The organism is Micromonospora sediminicola (genome assembly GCF_900089585.1).
Taxonomy (GTDB): Bacteria; Actinomycetota; Actinomycetes; order Mycobacteriales; family Micromonosporaceae; genus Micromonospora; species Micromonospora sediminicola.
In genome coordinates, this window is record NZ_FLRH01000003.1 from 4,357,176 (window position 1) to 4,379,206 (window position 22,031).

At 75.7% G+C, this 22,031-nt stretch carries 25 protein-coding genes; 8 read left to right on the forward strand and 17 right to left on the reverse strand.

The annotated features are described in order from the left end of the window. Positions 1–23: 23 nt before the first annotated feature. From GA0070622_RS20050 to GA0070622_RS20065, 4 genes are read left to right on the forward strand one after another with little or no spacing between them, the layout of a single operon-like run. On the forward strand, positions 24–284 hold the full coding sequence (locus tag GA0070622_RS20050; RefSeq protein WP_091575295.1) for a hypothetical protein: 261 nt from the start codon (positions 24–26) through the stop codon (positions 282–284). A 9-nt stretch (positions 285–293) separates the two neighbouring features. After that, on the forward strand, positions 294–1,172 hold the full coding sequence (locus GA0070622_RS20055) for a hypothetical protein (protein WP_091575298.1): 879 nt from the start codon (positions 294–296) through the stop codon (positions 1,170–1,172). Next, complete coding sequence (locus GA0070622_RS20060) at positions 1,165–3,837, forward strand: FtsK/SpoIIIE domain-containing protein (protein WP_091575300.1); 2,673 nt, start codon at positions 1,165–1,167, stop codon at positions 3,835–3,837. Before GA0070622_RS20055 ends, GA0070622_RS20060 begins: the two co-directional genes overlap by 8 nt. After that, positions 3,834–4,499: a hypothetical protein gene (locus tag GA0070622_RS20065; protein ID WP_091575303.1), complete on the forward strand. Its 666-nt coding sequence runs from the start codon at positions 3,834–3,836 to the stop codon at positions 4,497–4,499. Before GA0070622_RS20060 ends, GA0070622_RS20065 begins: the two co-directional genes overlap by 4 nt. Before the next feature lie 10 nt (positions 4,500–4,509). Here GA0070622_RS20065 and GA0070622_RS20070 read toward each other — a convergent pair whose 3' ends face one another. Next, positions 4,510–5,781: a cupin domain-containing protein gene (locus GA0070622_RS20070; RefSeq protein ID WP_091577695.1), complete on the reverse strand. Its 1,272-nt coding sequence runs from the start codon at positions 5,779–5,781 to the stop codon at positions 4,510–4,512. Between the two features lie 9 nt (positions 5,782–5,790). Beyond that, on the reverse strand, positions 5,791–6,093 hold the full coding sequence (locus GA0070622_RS20075; RefSeq protein WP_091575306.1) for a hypothetical protein: 303 nt from the start codon (positions 6,091–6,093) through the stop codon (positions 5,791–5,793). A gap of 187 nt (positions 6,094–6,280) precedes the next feature. Between GA0070622_RS20075 and GA0070622_RS20080 the strand changes: the two genes are divergently transcribed. After that, on the forward strand, positions 6,281–7,024 hold the full coding sequence (locus tag GA0070622_RS20080) for a PIG-L deacetylase family protein (protein WP_091575308.1): 744 nt from the start codon (positions 6,281–6,283) through the stop codon (positions 7,022–7,024). Between the two features lie 9 nt (positions 7,025–7,033). Continuing rightward, a complete protein-coding gene (locus GA0070622_RS20085) occupies positions 7,034–7,843 on the forward strand; it encodes a DUF72 domain-containing protein (RefSeq protein WP_091575310.1) in 810 nt (269 codons plus the stop codon). Here GA0070622_RS20085 and GA0070622_RS20090 read toward each other — a convergent pair. From GA0070622_RS20090 to GA0070622_RS20135, 10 genes are all read right to left on the reverse strand, one after another. Then, complete coding sequence (locus GA0070622_RS20090) at positions 7,828–8,256, reverse strand: DUF2267 domain-containing protein (protein WP_091575313.1); 429 nt, start codon at positions 8,254–8,256, stop codon at positions 7,828–7,830. The genes GA0070622_RS20085 and GA0070622_RS20090 overlap by 16 nt on opposite strands. A 5-nt stretch (positions 8,257–8,261) precedes the next feature. After that, entirely contained in the window at positions 8,262–8,444 is a 183-nt protein-coding gene (locus GA0070622_RS20095) for a hypothetical protein (protein WP_091575315.1), read from the reverse strand. Between the two features lie 106 nt (positions 8,445–8,550). Continuing rightward, positions 8,551–9,420 (reverse strand): DUF72 domain-containing protein, encoded by an 870-nt coding sequence (locus tag GA0070622_RS20100; RefSeq protein WP_091575317.1) that lies wholly within the window; start codon positions 9,418–9,420, stop codon positions 8,551–8,553. A gap of 30 nt (positions 9,421–9,450) precedes the next feature. Continuing rightward, positions 9,451–9,849 carry a TraR/DksA family transcriptional regulator gene (locus GA0070622_RS20105; protein ID WP_091575319.1) on the reverse strand — a complete coding sequence of 133 codons (399 nt, stop codon included), beginning with the start codon at positions 9,847–9,849 and terminating at the stop codon, positions 9,451–9,453. A 181-nt stretch (positions 9,850–10,030) separates the two neighbouring features. After that, positions 10,031–10,660 carry a nucleoside/nucleotide kinase family protein gene (locus tag GA0070622_RS20110; protein ID WP_091575322.1) on the reverse strand — a complete coding sequence of 210 codons (630 nt, stop codon included), beginning with the start codon at positions 10,658–10,660 and terminating at the stop codon, positions 10,031–10,033. Positions 10,661–10,754: 94 nt separating this feature from the next. Beyond that, positions 10,755–11,363: a winged helix-turn-helix domain-containing protein gene (locus GA0070622_RS20115; RefSeq protein ID WP_091575325.1), complete on the reverse strand. Its 609-nt coding sequence runs from the start codon at positions 11,361–11,363 to the stop codon at positions 10,755–10,757. A gap of 290 nt (positions 11,364–11,653) precedes the next feature. Next, positions 11,654–12,244, reverse strand: coding sequence for a winged helix-turn-helix domain-containing protein (locus tag GA0070622_RS20120; protein WP_091575328.1), 591 nt, complete (start codon positions 12,242–12,244; stop codon positions 11,654–11,656). Positions 12,245–12,296: 52 nt separating this feature from the next. Beyond that, positions 12,297–12,788: a rhodanese-like domain-containing protein gene (locus tag GA0070622_RS20125; RefSeq protein WP_091577697.1), complete on the reverse strand. Its 492-nt coding sequence runs from the start codon at positions 12,786–12,788 to the stop codon at positions 12,297–12,299. Between the two features lie 47 nt (positions 12,789–12,835). Further along, positions 12,836–13,288: a cysteine dioxygenase gene (locus GA0070622_RS20130; RefSeq protein WP_091577700.1), complete on the reverse strand. Its 453-nt coding sequence runs from the start codon at positions 13,286–13,288 to the stop codon at positions 12,836–12,838. A 122-nt stretch (positions 13,289–13,410) separates the two neighbouring features. Further along, the gene (locus GA0070622_RS20135; RefSeq protein WP_091575331.1) at positions 13,411–13,788 is read right to left on the reverse strand and encodes a cupin domain-containing protein; all 378 of its coding nucleotides are present in this window, start codon (positions 13,786–13,788) and stop codon (positions 13,411–13,413) included. Between the two features lie 111 nt (positions 13,789–13,899). Between GA0070622_RS20135 and GA0070622_RS20140 the strand changes: the two genes are divergently transcribed. Together GA0070622_RS20140 and GA0070622_RS20145 are read left to right on the forward strand one after the other, a co-directional pair. Next, positions 13,900–14,289: an ankyrin repeat domain-containing protein gene (locus GA0070622_RS20140; protein WP_091575334.1), complete on the forward strand. Its 390-nt coding sequence runs from the start codon at positions 13,900–13,902 to the stop codon at positions 14,287–14,289. Between the two features lie 69 nt (positions 14,290–14,358). Continuing rightward, entirely contained in the window at positions 14,359–15,315 is a 957-nt protein-coding gene (locus GA0070622_RS20145; protein ID WP_091575337.1) for a DUF3500 domain-containing protein, read from the forward strand. On the opposite strand, the gene GA0070622_RS20150 is transcribed toward GA0070622_RS20145, so the two are convergent. The 5 genes from GA0070622_RS20150 to GA0070622_RS20170 form a co-directional block, all read right to left on the reverse strand. Continuing rightward, complete coding sequence (locus GA0070622_RS20150; RefSeq protein ID WP_091575340.1) at positions 15,293–16,051, reverse strand: class I SAM-dependent methyltransferase; 759 nt, start codon at positions 16,049–16,051, stop codon at positions 15,293–15,295. The genes GA0070622_RS20145 and GA0070622_RS20150 overlap by 23 nt on opposite strands. A gap of 281 nt (positions 16,052–16,332) precedes the next feature. Beyond that, positions 16,333–16,839 carry a DUF2231 domain-containing protein gene (locus tag GA0070622_RS20155; RefSeq protein ID WP_091575342.1) on the reverse strand — a complete coding sequence of 169 codons (507 nt, stop codon included), beginning with the start codon at positions 16,837–16,839 and terminating at the stop codon, positions 16,333–16,335. Positions 16,840–16,915: 76 nt separating this feature from the next. Then, positions 16,916–17,632, reverse strand: coding sequence for a GAF and ANTAR domain-containing protein (locus GA0070622_RS20160; protein WP_176558798.1), 717 nt, complete (start codon positions 17,630–17,632; stop codon positions 16,916–16,918). A gap of 208 nt (positions 17,633–17,840) precedes the next feature. Continuing rightward, positions 17,841–20,135, reverse strand: coding sequence for an accessory Sec system translocase SecA2 (gene secA2, locus GA0070622_RS20165; protein ID WP_091575346.1), 2,295 nt, complete (start codon positions 20,133–20,135; stop codon positions 17,841–17,843). 111 nt (positions 20,136–20,246) lie between these two features. Next, the gene (locus GA0070622_RS20170; protein ID WP_091575348.1) at positions 20,247–21,995 is read right to left on the reverse strand and encodes an ABC transporter ATP-binding protein; all 1,749 of its coding nucleotides are present in this window, start codon (positions 21,993–21,995) and stop codon (positions 20,247–20,249) included. Positions 21,996–22,031: the final 36 nt, after the last annotated feature.

Consider the following 22,031-nt stretch of genomic DNA (forward strand, 5'->3'; position numbering starts at 1 on the left):
TCCCTTGCCCCCAGGAGGTCCCCGTGGCGAGCGTCGCCGAGCTGAAGGCCGCCATCGATGTCGCTCTCCAGCAGATCGGTGACGGGCAGACAGCGGTGCAGGCGGCCGGCGAGAAGCTGGCCGAGGCGCAGCAGACCCTGGCCGGCGCGCTGGAGGGCAGCGGCCACGAGACGGTCGAGGCGGCCCAGTCGTCGCTGACCCAGGCCAGCCAGGAGCTGGAGGAGTGTCTCGCCGCGACGCTGGTGGCGGTGGAGCAGGCACAGCTCTACGTCGCGACGCTCTGAGGGCCGGACGTGTCCATCGTCGAGGACATCGGCGCGCAGGTCCGCGCCGCCGCCGAGGAGCTGCCGCTGGGCCAGCTCGCCGTCGCCCTGGAGAAGCTGGGCCAGGCCGAGGAACGGCTGCGCTGGGTACGCCAGGAGTCCGCCGACCCGATGGGGGTCCCGGAGCTGACCTCCGCGACCGAGCACGCGGAGACCGCCGGCTACGCGCTGCGCGTGGCGCAGGAGCAGCTCACCGCGTACCTGGCCGCGATCGGGCTGGCCGCCGACGGCGCGCCGCCGGCGCCGCCGGGTGAGCGGAGGCCCCGGCACGACGCGCCGCGCGGCGCGGCGCCGCCGGCGCCCGGCGCGGCCGCGGAGCCGGCCGAGCCGCCGGCCGTGCGGCGCTGGTGGGCGGTCCGCGTGGCGGAGCTGACCGGCGGTCGCGAGGGCGCCCCGGACGAGCCGGACGAGCGGGTCGACGACTCCCGCGAGCTGCTGCGCCGGGTGGTCGTCGGGATCCGCTCCGGCGACCGGGACCGGCTGCACCGGGAGCTGCGCCGGGCGCACGCCGACGTCGGGCTGGGACTGGCCGCGATCGCCCCGCCGATGCTGCGTGACCTGGCCGGCGAGCTGCTCGGCCATCCGCCCCGGTCCGACGACCTGACCCGGCTGCGACGCGAGCTGGACGGGCGGGTCCGCGACCTGCTGCCGGGGCTGCCGCCGCCGGTGCTGGACACGCTGCTCACCCGGGTCTGCCGGATGCCCCCGCCGCGCCGCGACGACGGGCAGGAGCAGCCGCACGCGGCCGACCCGGCGGTCACCGCCGGCGTGCTCACCGGCGTGCTGCTCGACCGGCTCGGTCGGGACCTGCCCAAGGACACCGACGAACCGGAGCCGTCCCGTGGCTGACGTCCGCGCGCAACTGGTGACGCGGGTCCGGGGGATGCTCTCCGACGCCCTGGGCGCCACCCGGACCCGGCTCACCGCCGCCGAGGCCGAGCTGGCCGCCGGGCGGGACCGGCTGGCCCGGACCCGCCGCGCCGCCGCGAGCGTGCCCGACCGGGTCGGCGCGGCGCGCGACCGGCGGCTCGCCGAGATCGACGCCCGACACACCGCCCGCCTGGCCGAGCTGGCCCGCCGCGCCGCCGCCGCGGCCGGGCGGGAGGCCCCCGGAGCGGCGTCCGCGCCGTGGGACCGGTGGCAGCCGACGCCCGCCGGGCGCGCCGAGCCGCCCGGCGCGGTCCGGATCGGCACGGTACGCCTCACCGGCGCGGAGCCGGTGCCGGCGATGGTCCCGCTGCTCGACGCCGGGCACGTGCACCTGGCCGGCGGTGATCCGGCCGGGCTCGCCGCGGTGGTGCCCGCGCTGCTGCTGCGCGCGGTCGGCCGGGCCGACCCGGGCGGAGTGCGGCTGCACGGTTACGACCCGGAGCACCTGGGCGGCGGGCTGGCCGGGTTCGCCCCGCTCGGCACCGCCGGCCTGCTCACCTTCGTCGGCCCGGGCGGCCTGAGTCGGCTGCTCGACGACCTGGTGGAGCAGATCCGCCGGATCAACGCGACGGTGCTCGCCGGAGAGTACGCCTCGCTGCGGGAGCTGGCCGCCGCCACCGGTCGGCGCCCGGAGCCGTGGCGGGTGGCGGTGCTGCTCGGCGGCGACGAACTGTCCCGCCACGAACGCGGCCAGCTCGACCGGGTGGTCCGCACCGGCGCGGCGTGCGGCGTGCACCTGGTGGTCCGGGGCATCGACCTGCCCGACGACCGGACCGTCACCCGGATCGTGGTCGACCCGGACGACGCCCGGATCGCCGGGCTGCCGGTGGTGCTCGACGCCCCGCCCCCGGCGGCGCTGGTCACCGAGACCTGCCGCGCGGTCGCCTCCCGGGTCGCCGCCGGGCCGCCGCCGACGCCCTTCACCGACCTGCTCCCCCCGCCGGACGACTACTGGCGGGAGGACTCGGCGCACGGGCTCAGCGCGCCGATCGGTGAGGGCCCGCACGGGCGGCCGGTCCTGCTCACCCTCGGCGACTACCCGCCGCACGCGTTGATCGGCGGCCCGTCCGGCACCGGCAAGACCAACCTGATCTTCGCCTGGATCGGCGCGCTCGCCGCCCGCTACTCCCCCGCCGAGCTGGAGTTCTATCTGCTCGACTTCAAGGAGGGCGTGTCCTTCGCCCGGTTCGCCCAGGGGCGACGGGACCCGAGCTGGCTGCCGCACATGCGGCTGGTCGGGATCAACGTCAACACCGACCGGGAGTTCGGCCTGGCCCTGTTGCGCTTCCTCGCCGAGGAGCTGCGCCGGCGGGCCGACGCGGCGAAGAAACACGAGGTCACCAAGCTGGCCGAGCTGCGCGCGGTCGACCCGACCGGCCACTGGCCGCGGATCGTCGCCGTGGTCGACGAGTTCCAGGCGCTGCTCGCCGGCCGGGACGTGGTCGCCCGGGAGGCCGCCGACCTGCTGGAGGACCTGGCCCGGCGGGGCCGCTCGCAGGGCATCCACCTGGTGCTCGCCTCGCAGGACGTACGCGGCATCGAGGCGCTGTGGGGCCGCCCCGCCCTGGTCGCCCAGTTCACGCTGCGGATCGCGCTGCCGAAGGCGTTGCGCATCCTGGCCGAGCGCAACGACGCGGCGCAGTCGCTGCCCCGCCACCACGCGGTGGTCAACGCCGAGTCGGGGCTGGCCGAGGGGAACGAGGTGGCCCGGATCCCGTCGGCCAGCGACTGGGAGACGTGGAGCGAGTTGCAGCACCGGCTGTGGCGGATGCGCCCGCAGGACGCCTCGCCGGCCCGGCTCTTCGACGGCGACGCCATCCCGCGGCTGACCGAGGCGCCGGACTTCCGCGCCCTGACCGCGCCCGAGCAGGGGGTGCCCCGCAACCCGGTGGCGCTGCTCGGCGAGATCATCGACGTGCAGTCCCGGTCGGCGGCGCTGCGGCTGCCCCGGGCCCCCGGGCGGAACCTGGCCGTGCTGGGCACCCGGGTGGACGAGGCGTGCGCGGTGCTCGACGCCGCCGCCCGCTCGCTGGCCCGCCAGTACCGCCCCGGCACCGCCCGGTTCTCCATCGCCTGCCTCGACCCGGACGCCGACCCGGCCGCCCGCGCGCTGTACGAGGACCTGGCCGGCGACGCGTCCTGGTACGACGAGGAGACCGTCGCCGAGCTGATGGCCGAGGTCGGCGACGGGCTGGGCGCGCCGGGCGCCGCGCGGACGCCGCACTTCCTGCTGCTGTTCGCGGTGGACGCGGCGGCCGGCGCGCTGGCCGGCAAGGCCGGCACCCGGACCGGCCTGGAGCAGCTGCGCCGGATCCTGCACGACGGGCCGGAGCGGCGCACCCACGTGCTGGCCTGGTGGCGGGGCGTGGCGCGGATGCGCGTCGACCTGGGCGGCGCCGGCGCCCGGACCGACCAGATCGGCGCCTGGGTGGCGCTCGACGTGCAGGGCGGTGAGCTGAGCGCGTCGCTCTACCCGGGCAGCGGCGGGCCGGACTGGTACCCCCGGCCGTGGCGCGGTCTCTACTTCGACCGCGCGGTGCACCGCACCGGACAGGTGATCATCCCTTATGGTCCCACCCGATGAACGAACCGGTCTCCAGTGAGACGTACAGCGCGCAGATCCGCCGGCTCGCCGAGCTGACCACCCGGATGTCCGCCCAGCGGGCCGAGGCGCACACCTGGTACGGCGAGCAGGTGGCCGCCGCCGACCGGGCGGTGGCCGACGCGGCCGAGCAGGTCCGGCGGGCCGAGGCGGAGGTGGCCGAGGCACGGCGGATGGTGGACCGGGTGGACGGCGAGGTCACCCACCTGTGGGGACAGTTGCGCGCCCGGCTCGGCGTCCGGCGCCTGGGCGATCCGCCCGGGCCGGCCCGGGACGCCGCCGGTGACCCGGTGCCGCTGCTGCGCGGCGTGCGGGAGCTGCTGGAGCGGACCGGCCAGCCGGGTGAGCTGCCGGGCGCGGTGAACCCGCTGTTGATCGCGTGCGGCGTCGGCGGCGCGTTGGTGGCGTTCCTGCTGGGGCTGGGGGCGCGGGCGCTGGGGGCGGGTTCGGGCGGCGACCTGGCGGTCGGGCTGCCGGTGCTGGCGCTGGTGGTGACGCTGCTCGGCCCGCTGGTGGGGCTGGCACCGGCGCGCCTGCTGGCCGACCGGCGGCACGCGGTGCTGACCCCCCGCCCGATGATCCTGGTGGCGGCCAGCGGCCTGGCCACCACCCTGCTCCTGCTGGCCGTCACCTACACCCGCTGACCCACCGTGGTCAGGCGGGGACCAGCACCGCCTCCTTGAGCAGCCGGCGGGTCAGGGTCAGCCGGTCGGCGTCGTCGTCGAGACCGGGCAGGTCGCCGACCCGGGTCACCTCGCCGGCCAGCAGCGCGCGCAGCGCCGCCTCGCACGTGCCGGGCAGCGTGAGCGTCCGGTCGAACAGGCGCAGGACGACCGTCCCGTCGCCGGTCGGGGTGAGCTGCCAGCGCAGCCCGGCCCGGACCGCCACCCGGCTGTCCGGGGCCAGCCGCGTCAGCGCCTCGGCCTGCGCGAGGGGGCGGATCGGCGCCGGCCGGGCGGCCGGCCAGACCCGGGCCCGCAGGCGCGCGGCCACCGCCGCCGGGTCGGCGCGCAGCAGCCAGTCGCGCAGCGCCTCGACGGTCTCGGTCAGTTCCGGTTCGATCGCGTCCGGGTCGGCCAGGTCGAGCCCGAACGGCAGGCCGGCGCGCAGCCGGGCGTCCTCGGCGGCCAGGCCGAGCAGTTCCTCCACCACGGCGTACCGGGTCAGTGCCCGGATGCCCACGGTCAGGTGCAGCGAGCTGGACTCCTGCGCCTGCGCGCTGTGCAGCCAGCCGCGCGGCAGGTAGAGCGCGTCGCCCGGCTCCAGCACCACGTCCAGCGCGGGCCGGCCGTCGGCGGTGGCGGCGACCTCGTCGGCCCGGCCGCCCCACGGCTGGCGCTCCAGCGGGTCGACCAGCACGGGCGGGTGGATCCGCCAGTGCTTGCGCCCGTCGACCTGGAGCACGAAGACGTCGTGGGTGTCGTAGTGGGTGGCGAAGCCCTGGCTGCCGGCGGGGGTCAGGTAGGCGTTGACCTGCAACGGCTGCGCCAGCGCGGCGCCCAGGTCGCGGGTGAAGTCGACGAGCGCCGGCCAGGTGCGGTGCAGGCCCTGGAGCACCAGGGTGGCGCCGTCGTCGTAGAGCGCCAGGACCTTCTCGTCGAGCACCTGGTCGCCGATCTCGGCGCCGGCGCCACCGCCGCCGGTGTAGCGCGCCGCCGGCACGAGCTGGCCGTCCTTGGCCACCCGCAGGAACGGGGTACGCAGACCGCGCCGGCTGAGCAGCTCGTCGGCGTCGGCCGGGCTCAGCAGGTCGGTGAAGCCGTGCGGGTTGGGCAGCTCGGCGGCCCGGGACAGCAGCGGGCTGCGCCCCCAGTGGTCGGCGGCGAACTTGGCCGGCTCGACGGAGACGCAGCGCGTCAGCGCCTCGGCGGCGGAGAGCGGAACCGCCGGGCGGCCGTGGCCACCCGGCGGGTCGACGTACGTCATGGTCATGCGTCAGGCGCTGCCGTCGGCGCCGCCGTCGTGCTGGCCGGGGGTCGCGCCGCCGTCGGCCGGGCCCTCCGCGCCGCCGTCCGCGCCACCGTCGTGCTGACCGGGGGTCGCGCCGCCGTCGGCCGGGCCCTCCGCACCGCCGTCCGCGCCACCGTCGTGCTGACCGGGGGTCGCGCCGCCGTCGGCCGGGCCCTCCGCACCGCCGTCCGCGCCACCGTCGTGCTGACCCGGGGTGGCACCGCCGTCGGCCGGGCCCTCCAGGCCGCCGCCGCCGCTGGTCTGGATGTCGTCGTCGTTCAATGCCATGGGTGCTCCCTCGGTGTGCCGCCCCGCGCGTTCCGGGGTCCGTGTGCAGCGGGTGGTACCCCACGCCCGATCTTCTCTAACCACACGGTAGACGCCCGGACCCGGCCGCACGGACGGTTCGCGCCGGTAGGCGGCCGATGCCGGCGGGTGCCAGGATGGCGGGAGGAGACGCGCGAGGAGGTACGAGGTGGCGCAGCCGGAACCGCTCACGCCGCTGACCGAGGACTGGCAGCGGGCGCTGGCCGTGGTGGCGCACCCGGACGACCTGGAGTTCGGCGCCGCCGCGGCGGTCGCCCGGTGGACCGGGCAGGGCAAGGAGGTCGTCTACTGCCTGCTCACCAGCGGTGAGGCAGGCATCGACGGGATGGCGCCGGAGCGCAGCCGGGTGCTGCGCGAGGAGGAGCAGCGGGCCTCGGCCGCCGTGGTGGGGGTGTCCGCTGTCGAGTTCCTCGGCCTGCCCGACGGGCTGCTGGAATACGGCGTCCCGCTGCGCCGGGCGATCGCCGGGGCGGTCCGCCGGCACCGGCCGGACGTGGTGCTCACCAACAACTTCCGGGAGACCTGGGACGGGGCGTACGCGCTGAACCAGGCCGACCACATCGCCTGCGGCCGGGCCACGCTGGACGCGGTCCGCGACGCCGGCAACCGGTGGATCTTCCCGGAGCAGCTCACCGACGGCACGCAGCCGTGGTCGCGGGTACGCGAGGTGTGGGCGGCCGGCTCGCCGGTGGCGCGACACGGGGTGGACGTGACGGACACCTTCGCGCGCGGGGTGGACTCGCTGCGGGCGCACGGGGCGTACCTGAGCGGGCTCGGTGACGGCGGCTTCGACGCCGAGGAGTTCCTGGAGGGGATGGCCCGCCCGGCGGGAACCCGGCTCGGCGTGCGCCACGGCGCCGCGTTCGAGGTCTTCCAGATCAACCTTCAGTAGGGCACGGCGATGTTCCTGGTCGGCACGTCTGGCTGGCAGTACCGGGACTGGCGGGAGCGGTTCTATCCCGCCCGCGTGCCGCAGCGGCGCTGGCTGGAGCACTTCGCCGCGCGGTTCGCCACGGTGGAGGTGAACAACGCCTTCTACCGGCTGCCGGAGCGGGACACGTTCGTCGCGTGGCGCGAGCGCACGCCCGGCGACTTCTGCGTGGCGGTGAAGATGAGCCGCTACCTGACCCACGTGAGGCGGCTGCGTGACCCGGCCGAGCCGGTGGCCCGGTTCCTCGACCGGGCGTCCGGACTGGGCGACCGGCTGGGGCCGGTGCTGGTGCAGCTCCCCCCGACGCTGCGCGCCGACCCGGCGGCGCTGGCGGAGGTGCTGCGGCGGTTCCCGACCGACGTGCGGGTGGCGGTGGAGCCCCGGCATCCCTCGTGGTGGACCGACGAGACCCGGCGGGTGCTGGAGCGCCACCGGGCGGCGCTGGTCTGGGCGGACCGGCTGAGCCGACCGATCACGCCACGGTGGCGCACCACCGACTTCGGCTACCTGCGGCTGCACGAGGGGCGGGCGCGGCCCTGGCCCCGCTACGGCCGGGACGCCCTGGCCGGCTGGGTGCGCCGGCTGGCCGCCACGTTCGGCGACGGCGTGCCGGCGTACGTCTACTTCAACAACGACCCGGGCGGCGCGGCGATCGTCGACGCGGTCGCGTTCGCCGGGCTGGCCCGGCGGGCCGGGCTGCCGGTCTCCCGCACGCCGACGGCCCGCCCCGCCGAGGGGGCGGGACGGGCCGGCGACGGGTCGGGTCAGGGAATGAGCTGATCCAGGCCCCGCGGCATGGTCGACTTCACGTCCTGCCACTCCCCCTGCGTGACGTGCCGGCGCAGCGTGTCCAGCACGACCTGGACCACCCGCTGGGCGCCGCCCTCGACGTCGTACGGGAAGCCCTGGCGGACCTCGTAGAGGAAGTCGTCGCGGTTGAGCTTGATCGGCACGTCCTGCGGCTGCCAGCCGTCGAAGTAGATGCCGCGCACCAGCACCGGCAGCTGCTGGGCGAACTCGGCGCTCTCCTGCACCGGCAACCGGTCACGCAGCAGGTGCAGCACCGTGCGCAGCGCCGCGTAGGACTGGTTGCGCCGCTCCGGCGGCCAGCCGTACGCCGACTCGATCTCCTTGAGGATCACGTTCGTCTTGTCCAGCGAGGACTCGAACGCGGACACCAACTGTTCCGCCATCTGTCTCACCCCCGTACGTCGGTCTCCCAGCGGCGGTCGTCGGCGCGCCGGGGTGGCCCGCTGGGACCCCGCCACAGCCGGGTCGGACTGAACCGGCCGGGCCGTTCGCCCCGCCGCGGCGCGTCGGAGTTGCCGACCACGTGCAGTACGCCACCGCGGCGTCGGTCCGCCACCACCCGTACCGTCATGACCCACCTCCTCGTCGCGACGCCTCCACCGGCGGTGGAGGAGCGCACACGGTCCATGGTGCGGCGAGGGCGGGTGAGCGGGCCTCACCCGTACCGGGTGAAACGCTCAGGCGTCCAGCAGGCCGGCGAGGGTGGCGGCGTTGCGCTGTGCGTAGTCCCGGTAGCAGTTGTTCATCAGCACGTGCGTCTGCTCGGCCTGGTCGCCCAGCTCGCGCAGCTTGGGCGCCCAGTCGCGCAGCTCGCGGTCGGAGTAGTCGTAGCCGAACTTCTCGTGGATGTCCTTGCTGGTCCACTTGTCGCTGTGCCCGTGGAACCGGACCACGGCGAGGTCGGCGGTGGCGGCCAGCACCGGCGGAACGGACGACCTGTGTCCCTGCGGCATGTCCACGCAGACGAACGGCAGCTCGTGCTCGCGCAGGAAGCCGAGCGTCTCCTCGGCGTTGTCGCCGTCGAACCAGGAGGCGTGTCGGAACTCGACGACCGGGCGCAGCGGGGCGCAGCGCCGCGCCACCTCCAGCAGGTACTGCTTGTTGTCCCGCTTGATGGTGAACCAGGGCGGGAACTGGAACAGCAGCGCGCCCAGCTTGCCGGCGTCGACCAGCGGGTCGAGCGCCGACAGGAACCGCGTCCAGACCTCCTCGTACGCCTGTGCCGGCAGGTCGTCCGGGTAGACGTTGCGTTTGTCGGTGTCCGGCCGCAGGTCCTTGTAGAGCGCCGACACCCGGGTCGGGTGGCCGGTCAGCAGGCTGAACGCCTTGACGTTGAAGGTGAAGCCGGGCGGGGTGCGCTCCGCCCAGAGCCGCGCGGTCCGCTCGGCCGGCGGCGAGTAGTAGGTGGCGTCCACCTCGACCAGCGGGAACCGGCGGGCGTAGTGGGACAGCCGCTTCTCCGGCGTGTCGGCGCTCGCCGGGTACCAGCCGGAGTCGAGCAGGGTCCGGTCGGTCCAGGAGGCGGTGCCCACCTTGATCTCACCCATGGGACCGACCGGCGACCCGGGCGCGGCGGCTCAGGCCGCCCGCCGCTCCCGGGTCTGCTTGCAGGCCACGCAGGAGGTGGCGGACGGGAAGATCTCCAGCCGCTCCACCGGGATCGGCGCGGTGCAGCCCTCGCAGAAGCCGTAGGTGCCCTCGTCGAGCCGGGTCAGCGCGTGCTCGAACTGCGCACGCCGCTCCAGGATGGTGCGCAGCAGCGACTGCGCGGTGTCCCGCTCGGCGGTCTTGGTGCCGCTGTCGGCCTGGTCGTCGCCGGCGGTGTCGCCGACCTCGACCAGCCGCAGCACCTGGCTCTGCATCACGGCCTGGTCGTACTCCGCGGTCAGCTCGTCGTACCGCGACCGCAGGGACTGCCGGATCTGGTCGACCTCCGCCTGGGAGCGGCCCGTGGCTGTCGTGTCGTGGACGAGCATCGCTGCCTGCCTTTCCTGCGGCCTCATACCGGTCCTCCGGCGGCGAGCGCCGGAGGACCAGGTCCGAATGTGGATGCGCGGGCGAGATCACCCGTGCTCTGTGAGCCGGGCGATTACCCGGGCGCCCGAGCGGCCAAACCGGAGATTTCCTGTCTCTTTCCGGTGAGTTGCGGGCGGCCGGTCAGGCGGCCTCCACGAGGGCCGGACGGCGGGGGTCGTCGACGCGCACGACCACGTCGGCGAAGGAGGCCGGGTCGACCTCGTCGGCATAGCGGGCGAACGCCGGCAGCGTCCAGCGCAGCGCGGGCTCGGTACGTCGCGCCAGCGCCGCCGGCGAGAGCACCAGGTGCACGGCCAGGTCGAACGGCAACGCGCCACCGAGCAGCAGCGCGCCGCTGACCAGCACGACGCCGCCGGGCGGCAGGTCCTGGTAGGTGGCCCGGCTGGCCCGGTCGGCGTCGGCGTCCCAGAGCGAGGGCAGCAGCCGCCCGGAGCCACCCGGCCCGGCCGGGTCGAGCACCTCCCGGCGCAGCCCGGGCTCGTCGAGCCAGCCCTCGTAGTAGGCGTCCGGGTTGGTGCGCCCGTGCTCCAGGCGGGTCGAGGCGGGGCGGAGGAAGTCGGCGGCCCGTACGTGCAGCGCCGGCCGCCCGGCGGCGCGCAGCGGGTCGACGAGGGCGGCGGCGAGGGCGTCCGGCCCGGCGGCCGGTGGGCCGTCGACGGCCACCCGCAGCCGGCCGGGCGTCTCGGTGCGGGCGAGACGCCCGGCCAGCTCGGCGACGAGCCGGTCGGGGCTGATCGGGCGGACGCGCATCCGACCACTATGCCCACCTGGGCGGGCGGGTCACCACGCCGGTCGCGTCCGGGCGGTCGGGGCTCCGTCCGGTGGGCGCTCGGCCGGTGACGCCTCAGCCGGTGCGGTCGATGGTGACCCGGGCGTCGTCGGCGAGCCGGTAGCCGACGCCGTAGACGGTGGTGACCAGCGGGACGTCCACGCCGACCTTGCCGCGCAGCCGGCGCACGTGCACGTCGACGGTGCGGACGCCGGCGTGCTCGTAGCCCCAGACCGCGTTGAGCAGTTGCAGCCGGGTGAACACCCGGCGCGGGTGGGCGACCAGGTGCAGCAGCAGGTCGAACTCCAGGCGGGTCAGCGGCAGCGGTTCGCCGTCGCGCAGCACCGACCGGGACGAGGCCAGGATGTGCAGGGTCGGGATGGTCGGGGCGAGTGGGCGCGTCGGGCCGCGGCCGGCCGGCACCGGGTCGGGGCGGCGCTCCGCCGGGACCGCGCCCGCGCTGATCACCGCGTCGCCGCGTTCGAGCATCTCGCGGGCGGCGTCGAGGAGCCGGCGGGCGGCCGGGGTGAGCGACTCCTCGCAGGCCAGCGGGATGTTCAGGGTGACGGTGAGCATGGGCGCGGCGGTGTTGGCGGGACGACGCTGGCCGCCGGGTGGACGGCCGGGGACCGCGGGTTGGGACGTATGCCATCCGGCGCGCGACGAGGCGGGGCTGACCGACATGGTCCTCCTTGGCTGGTCCGGGTATCTCCCCACGGCCCGGGACGCCGCTTCATCGATGCTTCCCGGCGCCTGTGCGAGGGTCAAGGGGCGGCTGCGTTGCATGAATGTGACAATTGACGAACACATCGGAGCCGGGTGCTCGCTCTGCGTACGAGGCCCGTTGATTACAGCAGAGCGCCGAAAACGGGCGGTACGGGGGGTCCCCGACCGGTTCACAATGGCGGATGCGATCGAAACGTGAACGCGGCGCACCCGGGTTCCGGGTGCGCCGCGTGCCGGCCGGCGACGGGTCAGGCGTCCCGGTCCACCTCGATCGGAGCGTCGTCGGCGAGCCGGTAGCCGACGCCGTACACGGTGGTCACCAGCGGCGTGTCCGGCCCGAATTTCGCGCGCAGCCGGCGTACGTGAACGTCGACGGTGCGGGCCACCGCGTGCTCGTAACCCCAGACGTTGGCGAGCAGTTGCAGCCGGGTGAACACCCGACGCGGATGCTCGGCGAGGAACTGCAGCAGGTCGTACTCGATCCGGGTGAGCGCGACCTCGACGTCGCCGTGCCGGACCCGGCGGGTGCCGGTGAGCATGCGCACCCCGCCCGGGCCGGCGGGCGGCGCGGCCGGCGGCGGCTCGGCCGGCGACGCGGCGACACGGCGCAGGTCGAGCACGGCCCGTGCGGCCCGGTGCTCGTCCGGGCGGACCAGGCCCTCGCCGGAGGCGGCGAGTTCGTCCAGCAGGTCGACCAGCCGGGCCAGGCCGGGCGTCAACGGGCCGGCGCCCAGGTCGAGCGTGACGGTCAGGGTCGGTGCGGTGCGCGGCCGGGGCGGCAGCGCCCGGTCGGTACGGCCCGGTCGGGCCGGACGGGTGTTGAGGGCGACGACGGACATGGGGGCCTCCTGTGCGGGCGGTCGCCCCGCCCTGCCGGGTGCGGCGGGACGGTCAGCGGAGCGCCCGGCCGGCGGTGACCGGGGGCGCGGTGGACGAGGGTCGGGGCGGCGGGGTGGGGCCGAGGGTGGGCAGGCCGGCGATGCGCCAGGCGGCGAAGCCGCCGGCCACGTCGGTGGCGTGGCGCAGGCCGATCTCCTGGAGCGCGGCGGCGGCCAGCGACGAGGTGTAGCCCTCCTGGCAGAGGACGACCACCGGCACGTCGTAGCCGACGGCCTCGGGCAGCCGGGCGGCGCAGCGTGGGTCGAAGCGCCACTCCAGGACGTTGCGTTCGACGGCGAGCGCGCCGGGCACGGTGCCGTGCGCGGCCCGCTGGCCGGTCGGCCGGATGTCGACCAGCAGCGCGCCGGCCCGGTAGGCCAGGTGGGCCTGCTCGGGATCGAGACGGCGCAGGCGGGACCGGGCGGCGGCGAGGATCTCGTCGATGCCCCGGGAGCCCGGCGGCGGGACCGGACAGCTCTCGGTGCGGATGGGGGTCTGCGCCATCGTGGCGTCCTTCCGTTCGGCGGGGTTCACGGGCGAGGGCGGGGGGTTCACCAGGCGACGCCGGCCTCGGCCACCTCGGCGACCCGGAGCCGCCCGGCGACGAGGTGGTAGCGGGTCATCCGGCTCAGCGCGGGCCGGTAGACGTGCACGCTGACCGCGGGCTGGTCGCCCCGGTTGGTGACCTGGTGCACGTGCCGCACGCCGAACCGCCGTCCGGTGCCCGCGGCGAGCCGGTGCGGGCGCAGCCGCCCACCGCTGACCGTCTCCTCGGTGAGCACGCCGGCGACGACCCGGAAGGCGCCGGCCGATCCGCCGTGGTCGTGCAGGTCGGTGCCCTGCCCGGGCAGCCAGCTCAGCGCCCAGACCTCGTACGCCTCCCCAGCGTGCAGCCGGGCGTACCAGCGTTGCGACCGGTCGAAGCGCAGGGCGACCGGCCAGGCGGTCGGGTCGGCCCAGCGGGCGGCGACGGTCAACAGGTCGGTCGGGTCGGTGCTGGTCATCGGCGGGACGTCCTCACGGTGCGGGGCGGCGCGTGCCTCCACACCTTAGACGGCAAACCCTATAGGTTTAGTAGGTTATACCACATGCTGGGACACCGGATGCCCGCCCGGGCCCGGCCGCCTCAGCGCAGCACGGGCGGATCCACCCGGTAGCCCGGCACCGAGGGCCAACGCACGGTGAGCACTGTCGACTCGCGCTCGGCGTACCACGAGTGGTCCACGCCCCGCCCCCACACCACGTAGTCGCCCGGCGTGCGCAGCACCACCGTGCGGTCCGGCAGCTCGATGCGGAACGCGCCGCTGACCAGCACCAGCAGTGCGGTACGCCGCTCGCCGGTGGCCCACCGGGACCGGGTCTCCCCCGCCGGGTGCACGCCCCACTTCACCTCGACCTCGGTGCTGTGCCGGACGTCGCCCACCGGCTTGAAGTGGCCCAGCAGCCAGCCCGCGTCGGTCGCGCCGTCGCGCGCCGCGTTGCCCACGTACACCCGATCGTCCATGCCCGCCTCCCGTGCCCGGCCGGGCAAGCTACCGGCCGGGCCCCGCCCCGACGCTCGCCCGGCTGGGCAAGCTACCAGGCGGGACCGGCCGCGACGCCATAACCTGGGCGGGTGCCCGACGAACTGGACGCCGAGACCGTCGCCTTCGCCCACCGGATGTTCGACCTGGCCCGGGCCGGGGCGACCGAGGAACTGGCGGCCAACGTGGACGCGGGGCTGCCGGTCAACCTCACCAACGCCAAGGGCGACACCCTGCTGATCCTCGCCGCCTACCATGCCCACCCGGAGACCGTGGCCGCGCTGCTCGCCCGCGGCGCCGACCCGGCCCGGGCCAACGACCGCGGGCAGACCGCGCTGGCCGCGGCGGTGTTCCGGCAGAACGCGGCGGCGGTCCGGGCACTGCTCGACGCCGGCGCCGACCCGGACCACGGTGGCCCGTCGGCGGTCGAGACCGCCCAGTTCTTCGAGCTGCCGGAGATGCTGGCGCTGCTCGGCCGCTGACGCCACCGACCCGCACCCGGCCACGCGGGACGGTATACAGGGGCGGTGGAGGATCCCGTAACCGAGCAGATGCGCGCGGCGGCCGTGGCGCTGCTGGCCGCGCTCGACGAGCCGGCCCGCCGGCGCGCCCGGCACGACTTCGACGACGACCAGGCCCGACGGTGGCTGGAGTACCGGCCCCGGCCCCGCCCCGGCGTCCCCGTCGCCGACCTCGACGTCCCGGCCCGCAAGGCCGCCCACCGGCTGCTCGCCACCGCGCTCAGCCCCGCCGCGTACGCCCAGGCCATGGCCGTGATGGCCCTCGAAGAGGTGCTGGACCGGGCGGAGGGGTGGCGGCGCGGGCGGCACAGCGGCGACTACTGGGTGGCGGTCTTCGGCGACCCGGCGCGCGACGACCGCTGGGCGTGGCGGTTCGAGGGGCACCACCTGTCGGTGAGCATGACCGTCGCCGACGACCAGGTCTCCCCCGCTCCGGTCTTCCTCGGCGCCAATCCGGCCACCGTCCGGCACGCCGGCCGCCCGGTCTCCCGGCCCCTGGGCCCGGAGGAGGACCTGGCCCGCGAACTGCTCGACGTGCTCGGCCCCGGCGGGCGGGCCGCCGCGGTGATCGCCGAGGAGGCGCCGGCCGACATCATCAGCGCCACCCGGGCCACCGCGCCCGGTCGACTCGACCCGCTCGGCGTGCCCCGGGGACGGCTCGGCCCGACCGGACGGGCGCTGCTCGACCGGTTGGTCGCGCTCTACCTGGACCGGCTCCCCCCGGAGCTGGCCGCGCGCGAGGCGGACCGGCTGCACGGCGGCGAACTGCACTTCGCCTGGGCCGGCGCGGTCGAGCCGGGCCGGCGGCACTACTACCGGGTGCAGGGCGACGACCTGCTGATCGAGTACGACAACACCACCGACGACGGCAATCACGCGCACACGGTGCTGCGCCGACCGGCCGGCGACTTCGGTGCGGACGTGCTGGCCGCGCACCACGCGGCCGCGCACCGGGCCGGGCCGGTCAGGGGCGACGTGCCTCGATGAGGAACCGCCGGGCGTGGGCGACGAACGGGCCCTCGGCGCGGATCCGCTCGTCCAGCCGGCGCAGCTGGGCCCGGTAGCGGTCGACCGTGAAGCCGGGCACCGTCCAGACCACCTTGCGCAGGAACCAGACCACCGCGCCGATGTCGTGGAAGACGGTACGCAGCGTCGCCTCGCGCAGGTCCACCACGGTCAGCCCGGCGGCCCGCGCGTCGGCCACCGCCGCCTGCGGGTGGCGGTGCTCCGGCGGCGGCAGCGGCCCGAGGATCGCCTCGCTGAGTTCCCGGACCGTGCCGGGGCCGATCTGCTGGGACAGGTAGGCGCCGCCCGGGCGCAGCACCCGGGCCACCTCGTCCCACCAGGTGTGCACCGGGTGCCGACTGACCACCAGGTCGAACGCGGCGTCGCGGAACGGCAGCGGCGGCCGGTCGGCCACCCGCACCACGGACGCGCCGAGCGGGCGCAGGTTGCGCCGCGCGACCGGAACGTTCGGCGGCCAGGCCTCGGTGGCGACCAGCAGCGGTGGCGGCTTCGGCGCCTCGGCCAGCACCTCACCGCCCCCGGTGTCGATGTCCAGGGCGGCCCCGACGGTCGCCAGCCGTTGCCCGACGAGGCGGGCGTAGCCCCACGGTGGGCGCTCCTCGGTCGCCCGCCCGGCCAGCCAGGAGAAGCCCCACCCCTCGACGGGCGTGGCGCCGGCCTCGGCAACCAGCTCGTCGAACCCGCGATCGGTGACCATGGGCCGAGCGTGCCGCCGGACGGCGGCCGACGGCAACGCGATTTCCGTGCCCGGGCTCGGCCGCGCGCCGCCGGCCGGCGGGGGCGGGCGAGCGTCAGCGGCCGGTGGGAGCGGGCGCGCGTCACCGGCCGGTTGGGGGGGGCGGACGGCTCGGCGGAGTGACCTGCCCGGAGCGCGACATGCCTCCTGGTCATAACTATGACCAGGAGGCATATCGGTCTGCCCTTGCCTGCCCCGCCCGCGGCGACGCGCCCGGCGCCCCACCGGGACGCGGCGGACGGTCAGAACGGTCGGGGTCGGGCGATCTCGACGGTCGCTCCGGGAACACCGTCGAAGGTCTCCCACCCGGCCGGCTCGGCGGCGCGGCCCCGGTCGGACTGCTGGATCAGCCGCGCGCCCAGGCCCACGCCGACCGCGCCCACGGCCAGCGCGACCAGCTCGGTCGCGAGCTGCCCGCCGGTCGCGCCCCGCTGCGGCGCGTGCGCCCGGATCAGGCAGGTGAGCAGGAACAGCGCCGCCATCACGGCGTTGACCAGGTTGAACGTGACGGCGGTCCGGTTCGCGCGACCGATCCGCACGTCCCACAGGTCGACGAGCCCGGCGACCGTGGCGAGCCCGGCCGTGACCAGCGCGGCCACCGCCGTCCAGTAGCCCACCTCGCCGAGGAAGGCCGGGCCGCCGGCGACGTCCGCCAGGTCGAACACGGCGGCGCTGACGAAGAGCCCGAACGGGAACGTCACCAGCATCGGTTGGATGGGGTGCCCCTGCACCCTCAGTCGGCTCTCCATCGCGTCCTCCCCAGGTCGGCGCAGTTCACCAGTCCAGGGTGCTACCCGACGCCCTCGGGAGCGAAACGACTGTCGTTCAGTTGTCGCGGGGCCGGGAGACGGTGAGTACGAGCCGCTCGGCCACCTCACGCAGCGGAATGTCCAACGAGGAGGCGGCGCTGCGGAGCACGTCCAGCGCCTCCGGGGCGGGGCAGCCGCGCTGCGTCATGATCACGCCGACGGCCTGCCCGATCACTCCCTCGGCCAGCAGCGCGCCGTCGAGCTGACCGGCCCGGGCGGTGGCCCGTTCCCGGTCCCGCACGGCGGCCAGCAGCAGACCGGCGTGCTCGGCGAGCAGCATCGCGGTGAGCTGGTGCCGGGGGGTGAGCGTCCCGGGCGAGTCGGCGTACAGGTTGATCGCGCCGATCACCTGCTCGTCGACGTCGACCGGGGCGGAGATCACGCCGTGCACGCCGAGCGCGTCGGCCCGCGCGCACCAGGCCGGCCAGCGCTCCTCCCCGGTCAGCTCGGCCGCGATGATCATCTCGCGTCGGCGCACCGCGGTCAGGGCCGGCGTGTCCGGGCCGTGCCGCAGGTCGTCCAGCTCGCCCCGGCGCGGGTCGGAGGCGGCCACCCCGGCCGGCTCCCCGGCACGCAGCGCGGTGAAACCGCAGCTGTCGACGCCGGGCACGGCGTCGCGGGCGATCCGCACCAGGCGGTCCAGCGCCTCGTCGAAGTCGGCGACGGCGATCAGGCCGGCGGTCAGCTCACGCAGCAGCGCGGCGGTCTCCAGCACACCCAGGTTGTCGGTCATGGCGTGGCGCATCTCGAGGTTCACCGGGCCACGGCCCCCACCGCCCCCGCGTCCGTCCACGCGGTGTCCCCGTCCGGCGCCGTTGCCTGGTCCATGTCCGTCCTCTCTTTGGCCGAGCCTCGGCCTACTACCCTCGCAGACCGGGATCGAAACCGCGCAAAAGGGCCTCTTCCGGCGCGTACCGGCCGGAGGGGGCCCCGAGCGTGGGTCAGCGGGACCCGGAGATGAGGCGCCGGCCCACCGACGCGATCAGCCGGTCCAACTCCGAGCCGAACGGGTTGTCGTGCACCAGGTAGGTCCAGGTCGCGCTCGGCCGCACCAGCTTCGACGCGTCCGGCTCCCAGCCCTCGTCGAACTCCGTCTCCTCGAACGTGGCGACGGTCCGCGTCTCGATCTCGGGGACCAGGGCGTTGAACGCCGGCACCGCGCTGCGGTGGAACTCGTCCAGCGGGTCCAGGCGACCCAGCGCCCGCAGGTGCACCCCCTCCCGCACCTCGGACAGCTCGGCCAGGTGCTCGGCCCAGAGCCGGTCGAGGTGGTAGAGGGCGATCTTGCGGGCCACGTCGGCGAGCAGGTCCTCGTCCATCTCGCCGGCCTTCTCCGGCACCCGCTCCAGCAACATCAACGCGGCGATGTCACTGGTCAGCAGGCGCTCCCGGCGCTCGGCCAGGGCCTTGCGCTGCTGCTCGATCACCTGGCTGTAGCGCCAGGTGTTGCGGTGGATCTCGTGGTTGACGCCCTCGGCCACCCGCTGGGCGTGCTCGACCGCGTAGTCGACCTGCGGGTCCGTGACCAGGCCGTCGGCGTTCATCCGGGGCGACGCCGGGACGGTGTCGCCGGCGTGCCGCACGACCAGGTCGTCCTCCAGGCTGACGAAGAAGACCGACCCGCCCGGGTCGCCCTGCCGGCCGGCCCGGCCGCGCAGCTGGTCGTCGACCCGGCGGCTGTCGTGCCGGCCACTGCCGATCACGTAGAGGCCGCCCAGCTCGGCCACCAGGTCGCGGTCGGTCTGGTCGCTGCCGCCGAGCCGGATGTCCACGCCCCGCCCGGCCATCTGGGTCGAGACCGTCACCGCGCCGTGGGCGCCGGCCTCGGCGATGATGCCGGCCTCCTCGTCGTCGTTCTTGGCGTTGAGCACCACGCACGGGACCCCGGCGGCGTTCAGCGCGGCGGCCAGCCCCTCGGACTCCTTGACGTCGAGCGTGCCGACCAGCACCGGCCGCCCCGCCTGGTGGCAGCGGGTGATCTCGTCGACCAGTGCCTCCTCCTTCTCGGCGCGGGTGGCGTAGATCCGGTCCGACTCGTCCTCGCGCACGCAGGGGGTGTTCGGCGGGATCACCGCCACCTCGAGGCCGAAGAACTCGCGGAGCTGGTCGCCGACGAGCACCGCGGTCGCGGTCATCCCGCAGACCGTCGGGTAGAGCGCGATGTACGCCTGCACGGTGACCGTGCCCAGCACCTCGCCCTCGGCCGTGGCGTCCAACCCCTCCTTCGCCTCGACCGCCGCCTGCAGCCCGTCCGGCCAGCGGCGGCGCTGGGCGACCCGCCCGCGCATCTCGTCGATCAGCTCGACCGAGTCGTCCCGGACGATGTAGTCGACGTCGCGGTGCAGCAGGGCGTGCGCGTGCAGCGCCACGTTCACCGCGGAGAGCTGCCCGACGTGCTCCTCGTCGTACAGGTCAATGCCGCCGAGCTTGGCCTCGACGGTGGCCAGGCCGACCGAGGTGAAGGCGACGCTGCGGCCGTCCTCGGCGACCGTGTAGTGCTTGCCCTTGCGCAGGCCCCGCACCAGCGCGGCGGCGGCGTGCACCGGGTCCTGCTCGCCGGGGACCGCGCCGGCGAGCACCATCGGCACCCGGGCCTCGTCGATCAGGATCGAGTCGGCCTCGTCGACGATCGCGGTCTTCAGCGGCGGCTGCACCCGGTCGGCCAGGTCGGTGGCGAGCTGGTCGCGCAGGTAGTCGAAGCCGGCCTCGCTGACCGAGACGTAGGTGACGTCGCAGGCGTACGCGGCGCGCCGCTCCTGCGGGGTGGACGCCTCGTTGACCCACCCGACGGTGAGGCCGAGCAGGGTGTAGACCGGCTCCATCCACTCGGCGTCGCGGCGGGCCAGGTAGTCGTTGACGGTGAGCACGTGCACCGGGCCGTTGCCCAGCCGGACGTGCCCGTACGCGGCGACGGTGGCGGTCAGCGTCTTGCCCTCACCGGTGGCCATCTCGGCGACCTTGCCGGACAGCAGCGCCATGGCGCCGAGCAGCTGCACGTCGTACGGGCGCTGGTCGAGCCCGCGCCGGGCCGCCTCACGGCCGATCGCGCAGATCTCCTCGTACTTCTCGGCCTGCCCGGCCGCCTCGGTCAGCTCGGCGTCGGAGAGCTGCTCCAGCTCGGCCTCGCGGGCCTCGATCGCCGGCAGCAGCTTCTCCAGCGGCGCCAGGTCGACAGTCGTCCCGGGGCGCTGGAGGAACCGGCGGAACCTGGTCTTCAACCGTTGCGACACACCCATGAGCCGCAACGGTACGCGAACCGCAGCCGATTGTGACCCCCGCCCGGCGCCGCCGCCACGCCGTGTCCGGATTTCGGCCGGTCGCCCCAGGTCAGGCGCGCGATGGGTGGATCAGGCCACGAGAAGCTGGTGGGTGGCCAGCTCCCGGTAGAGCGGGCTGGCGGTGGTCAGCTCGTCGTGCGTGCCGACGGCCACCACCCGGCCGCCGTCGAGCACCACGATCTGGTCGGCGTCGACCACGGTCGACAGGCGGTGCGCCACGATCAGCAGGGTCCGCCGCACCGCCACCGCGTCGATCGCCCGGCGCAGCGCCGCCTCGTTGCGCGCGTCGAGATTGCTCGTCGGCTCGTCGAGCAGCAGCACCGGCGGCCCGGCCAGCAGCGCCCGGGCGATGGCCAGCCGCTGCCGTTCCCCACCGGAGAGCAGCACACCGCCCTCCCCGACCTGGACGTCCAGCCCGTCGGCGGTCCGGTCGGCCAGGTGACCCAGGTTGACCTCGTCCAGCACGCCGCGCAGCCGGTCGTCGGTGGCGTCGGGCGCGGTGATCAGGAGGTTGTCGCGCAGCGTGCCGGCGAGCACCGGCGCCTCCTGCTCGACGTAGCCGAGCCGGGCGCGCAGCGCGTCGCGGGGAAGCTCCCGCACGTCCACGCCGTCCAGGCGCACCGCGCCCTCGCCCACCTCGTAGAAGCGTTCGACGAGCGCCAGCAGGGTGGACTTGCCGGCGCCGGACGGGCCGACGAGCGCGGTGCGGCTGCCGGCGGGCACGGTGAAGCTCACCTCGCGCAGCACCGGCGGGCCGCCGGGATAGCCGAAACCGACCCGGTCGAACTCGACCCGGGCGGGAACGCCGGCGGTCGGCACGGTCACGGCGGCCGACGGCCGGTCGTCGACCCGCTCGTCCGCGACGGTGAGGATCTCCTCGATCCGGGCCAGCGCGCCCAGCCCGCTCTGCAGCTGCGTGTAGGCGTGCACCGCCTGGCCCAGCGGCAGCACCAGGAAGAACAGGAACATCACGAAGGCGACCAGGTCGCCCACACTGATCGCCCCGGCCGCCACCCGGGCCCCGCCCACGGCCAGCACCAGCAGGAAGGCGCCCTGCACGGTGACCGTGCTGGCCGGCCCGACCACCGCCTGGGCCCGGGCCACCCGCAGACCGGCGTCGTACGCCGCGGTCGCGCTGGTCACCACGGTGGCGGTCTCCCGGCCCTCGGCCCGGCTGGCCCGGATGGTCCGCGCCGCGGAGATCGCCCGCTCGACGGCCGAGGTCATCTCCCCGACGCGTTCCTGGGCGCGGCGGGCCAGGCCCCGCACCCGGCGGGCGACGGTGACCGCGAAGCCCACGCCGACCGCGACCGCGGCCAGCGTCACCCCGAACAGCAGCGGGTCCAGCAGCAGCATCGCGGTGCCGGCGCCGACCACCATCACCGCGCCGGTGACGGTCTCGAACAGGCCGGACGTGACCACCGCCCGCAGCAGCGTGGTGTCGGCGCCGACCCGGGACAGCAGGTCACCGGTGCGGCGCCGGTCGTACTCGACGATCGGCAGGCGCAGCAGGTGCCCGGCCAGCCGTCGGCGGACCCCCAGCACGAGTCCCTCGCCGGTGCGTTGCAGCAGGTAGTCGCGGAGCCCACCGAGCAGCGCGCCGGCCACCACCAGGACGACCAGCGCGACCACCAGCGCGCCGGCCGGCCGGTCGGCGGTGATCCGGTCCAGCACGGCGCGGGTGAGCAGCGGCTGGGCGAGCGCGGCGGCGGCGCCGGAGAGCGACAACGCGCCCACCGCGACGAGGGTGCCGCGGTGGGCGCGCAGGTAGGGCAGCAACGCGGCGAGCCCCGGCGTCGGGCCGGCTTCGACGGTCATGACCCGAACGGTAGCCGGACGCCGCACCGGGACGGC

Bases quoted from the DNA above. Each gene is read 5' to 3' on its own strand.
- GA0070622_RS20130 (WP_091577700.1), bottom strand. From the start codon at position 13,288: ATGACCAGCACCGACCCGACCGACCTGTTGACCGTCGCCGCCCGCTGG.
- GA0070622_RS20095 (WP_091575315.1), bottom strand. From the start codon at position 8,444: ATGACGGTACGGGTGGTGGCGGACCGACGCCGCGGTGGCGTACTGCAC.
- GA0070622_RS20090 (WP_091575313.1), bottom strand. From the start codon at position 8,256: ATGGCGGAACAGTTGGTGTCCGCGTTCGAGTCCTCGCTGGACAAGACG.
- GA0070622_RS20075 (WP_091575306.1), bottom strand. From the start codon at position 6,093: ATGGCATTGAACGACGACGACATCCAGACCAGCGGCGGCGGCGGCCTG.
- GA0070622_RS20160 (WP_176558798.1), bottom strand. From the start codon at position 17,632: ATGACCGACAACCTGGGTGTGCTGGAGACCGCCGCGCTGCTGCGTGAG.
- GA0070622_RS20135 (WP_091575331.1), bottom strand. From the start codon at position 13,788: ATGGACGATCGGGTGTACGTGGGCAACGCGGCGCGCGACGGCGCGACC.
- GA0070622_RS20085 (WP_091575310.1), top strand. From the start codon at position 7,034: ATGTTCCTGGTCGGCACGTCTGGCTGGCAGTACCGGGACTGGCGGGAG.
- GA0070622_RS20150 (WP_091575340.1), bottom strand. From the start codon at position 16,051: ATGGTCACCGATCGCGGGTTCGACGAGCTGGTTGCCGAGGCCGGCGCC.
- GA0070622_RS20145 (WP_091575337.1), top strand. From the start codon at position 14,359: ATGCGCGCGGCGGCCGTGGCGCTGCTGGCCGCGCTCGACGAGCCGGCC.
- GA0070622_RS20070 (WP_091577695.1), bottom strand. From the start codon at position 5,781: ATGACGTACGTCGACCCGCCGGGTGGCCACGGCCGCCCGGCGGTTCCG.
- GA0070622_RS20065 (WP_091575303.1), top strand. From the start codon at position 3,834: ATGAACGAACCGGTCTCCAGTGAGACGTACAGCGCGCAGATCCGCCGG.
- GA0070622_RS20155 (WP_091575342.1), bottom strand. From the start codon at position 16,839: ATGGAGAGCCGACTGAGGGTGCAGGGGCACCCCATCCAACCGATGCTG.
- GA0070622_RS20125 (WP_091577697.1), bottom strand. From the start codon at position 12,788: ATGGCGCAGACCCCCATCCGCACCGAGAGCTGTCCGGTCCCGCCGCCG.
- secA2 (WP_091575346.1), bottom strand. From the start codon at position 20,135: ATGGGTGTGTCGCAACGGTTGAAGACCAGGTTCCGCCGGTTCCTCCAG.
- GA0070622_RS20120 (WP_091575328.1), bottom strand. From the start codon at position 12,244: ATGTCCGTCGTCGCCCTCAACACCCGTCCGGCCCGACCGGGCCGTACC.
- GA0070622_RS20110 (WP_091575322.1), bottom strand. From the start codon at position 10,660: ATGCGCGTCCGCCCGATCAGCCCCGACCGGCTCGTCGCCGAGCTGGCC.
- GA0070622_RS20170 (WP_091575348.1), bottom strand. From the start codon at position 21,995: ATGACCGTCGAAGCCGGCCCGACGCCGGGGCTCGCCGCGTTGCTGCCC.
- GA0070622_RS20115 (WP_091575325.1), bottom strand. From the start codon at position 11,363: ATGTCGGTCAGCCCCGCCTCGTCGCGCGCCGGATGGCATACGTCCCAA.
- GA0070622_RS20105 (WP_091575319.1), bottom strand. From the start codon at position 9,849: ATGCTCGTCCACGACACGACAGCCACGGGCCGCTCCCAGGCGGAGGTC.
- GA0070622_RS20100 (WP_091575317.1), bottom strand. From the start codon at position 9,420: ATGGGTGAGATCAAGGTGGGCACCGCCTCCTGGACCGACCGGACCCTG.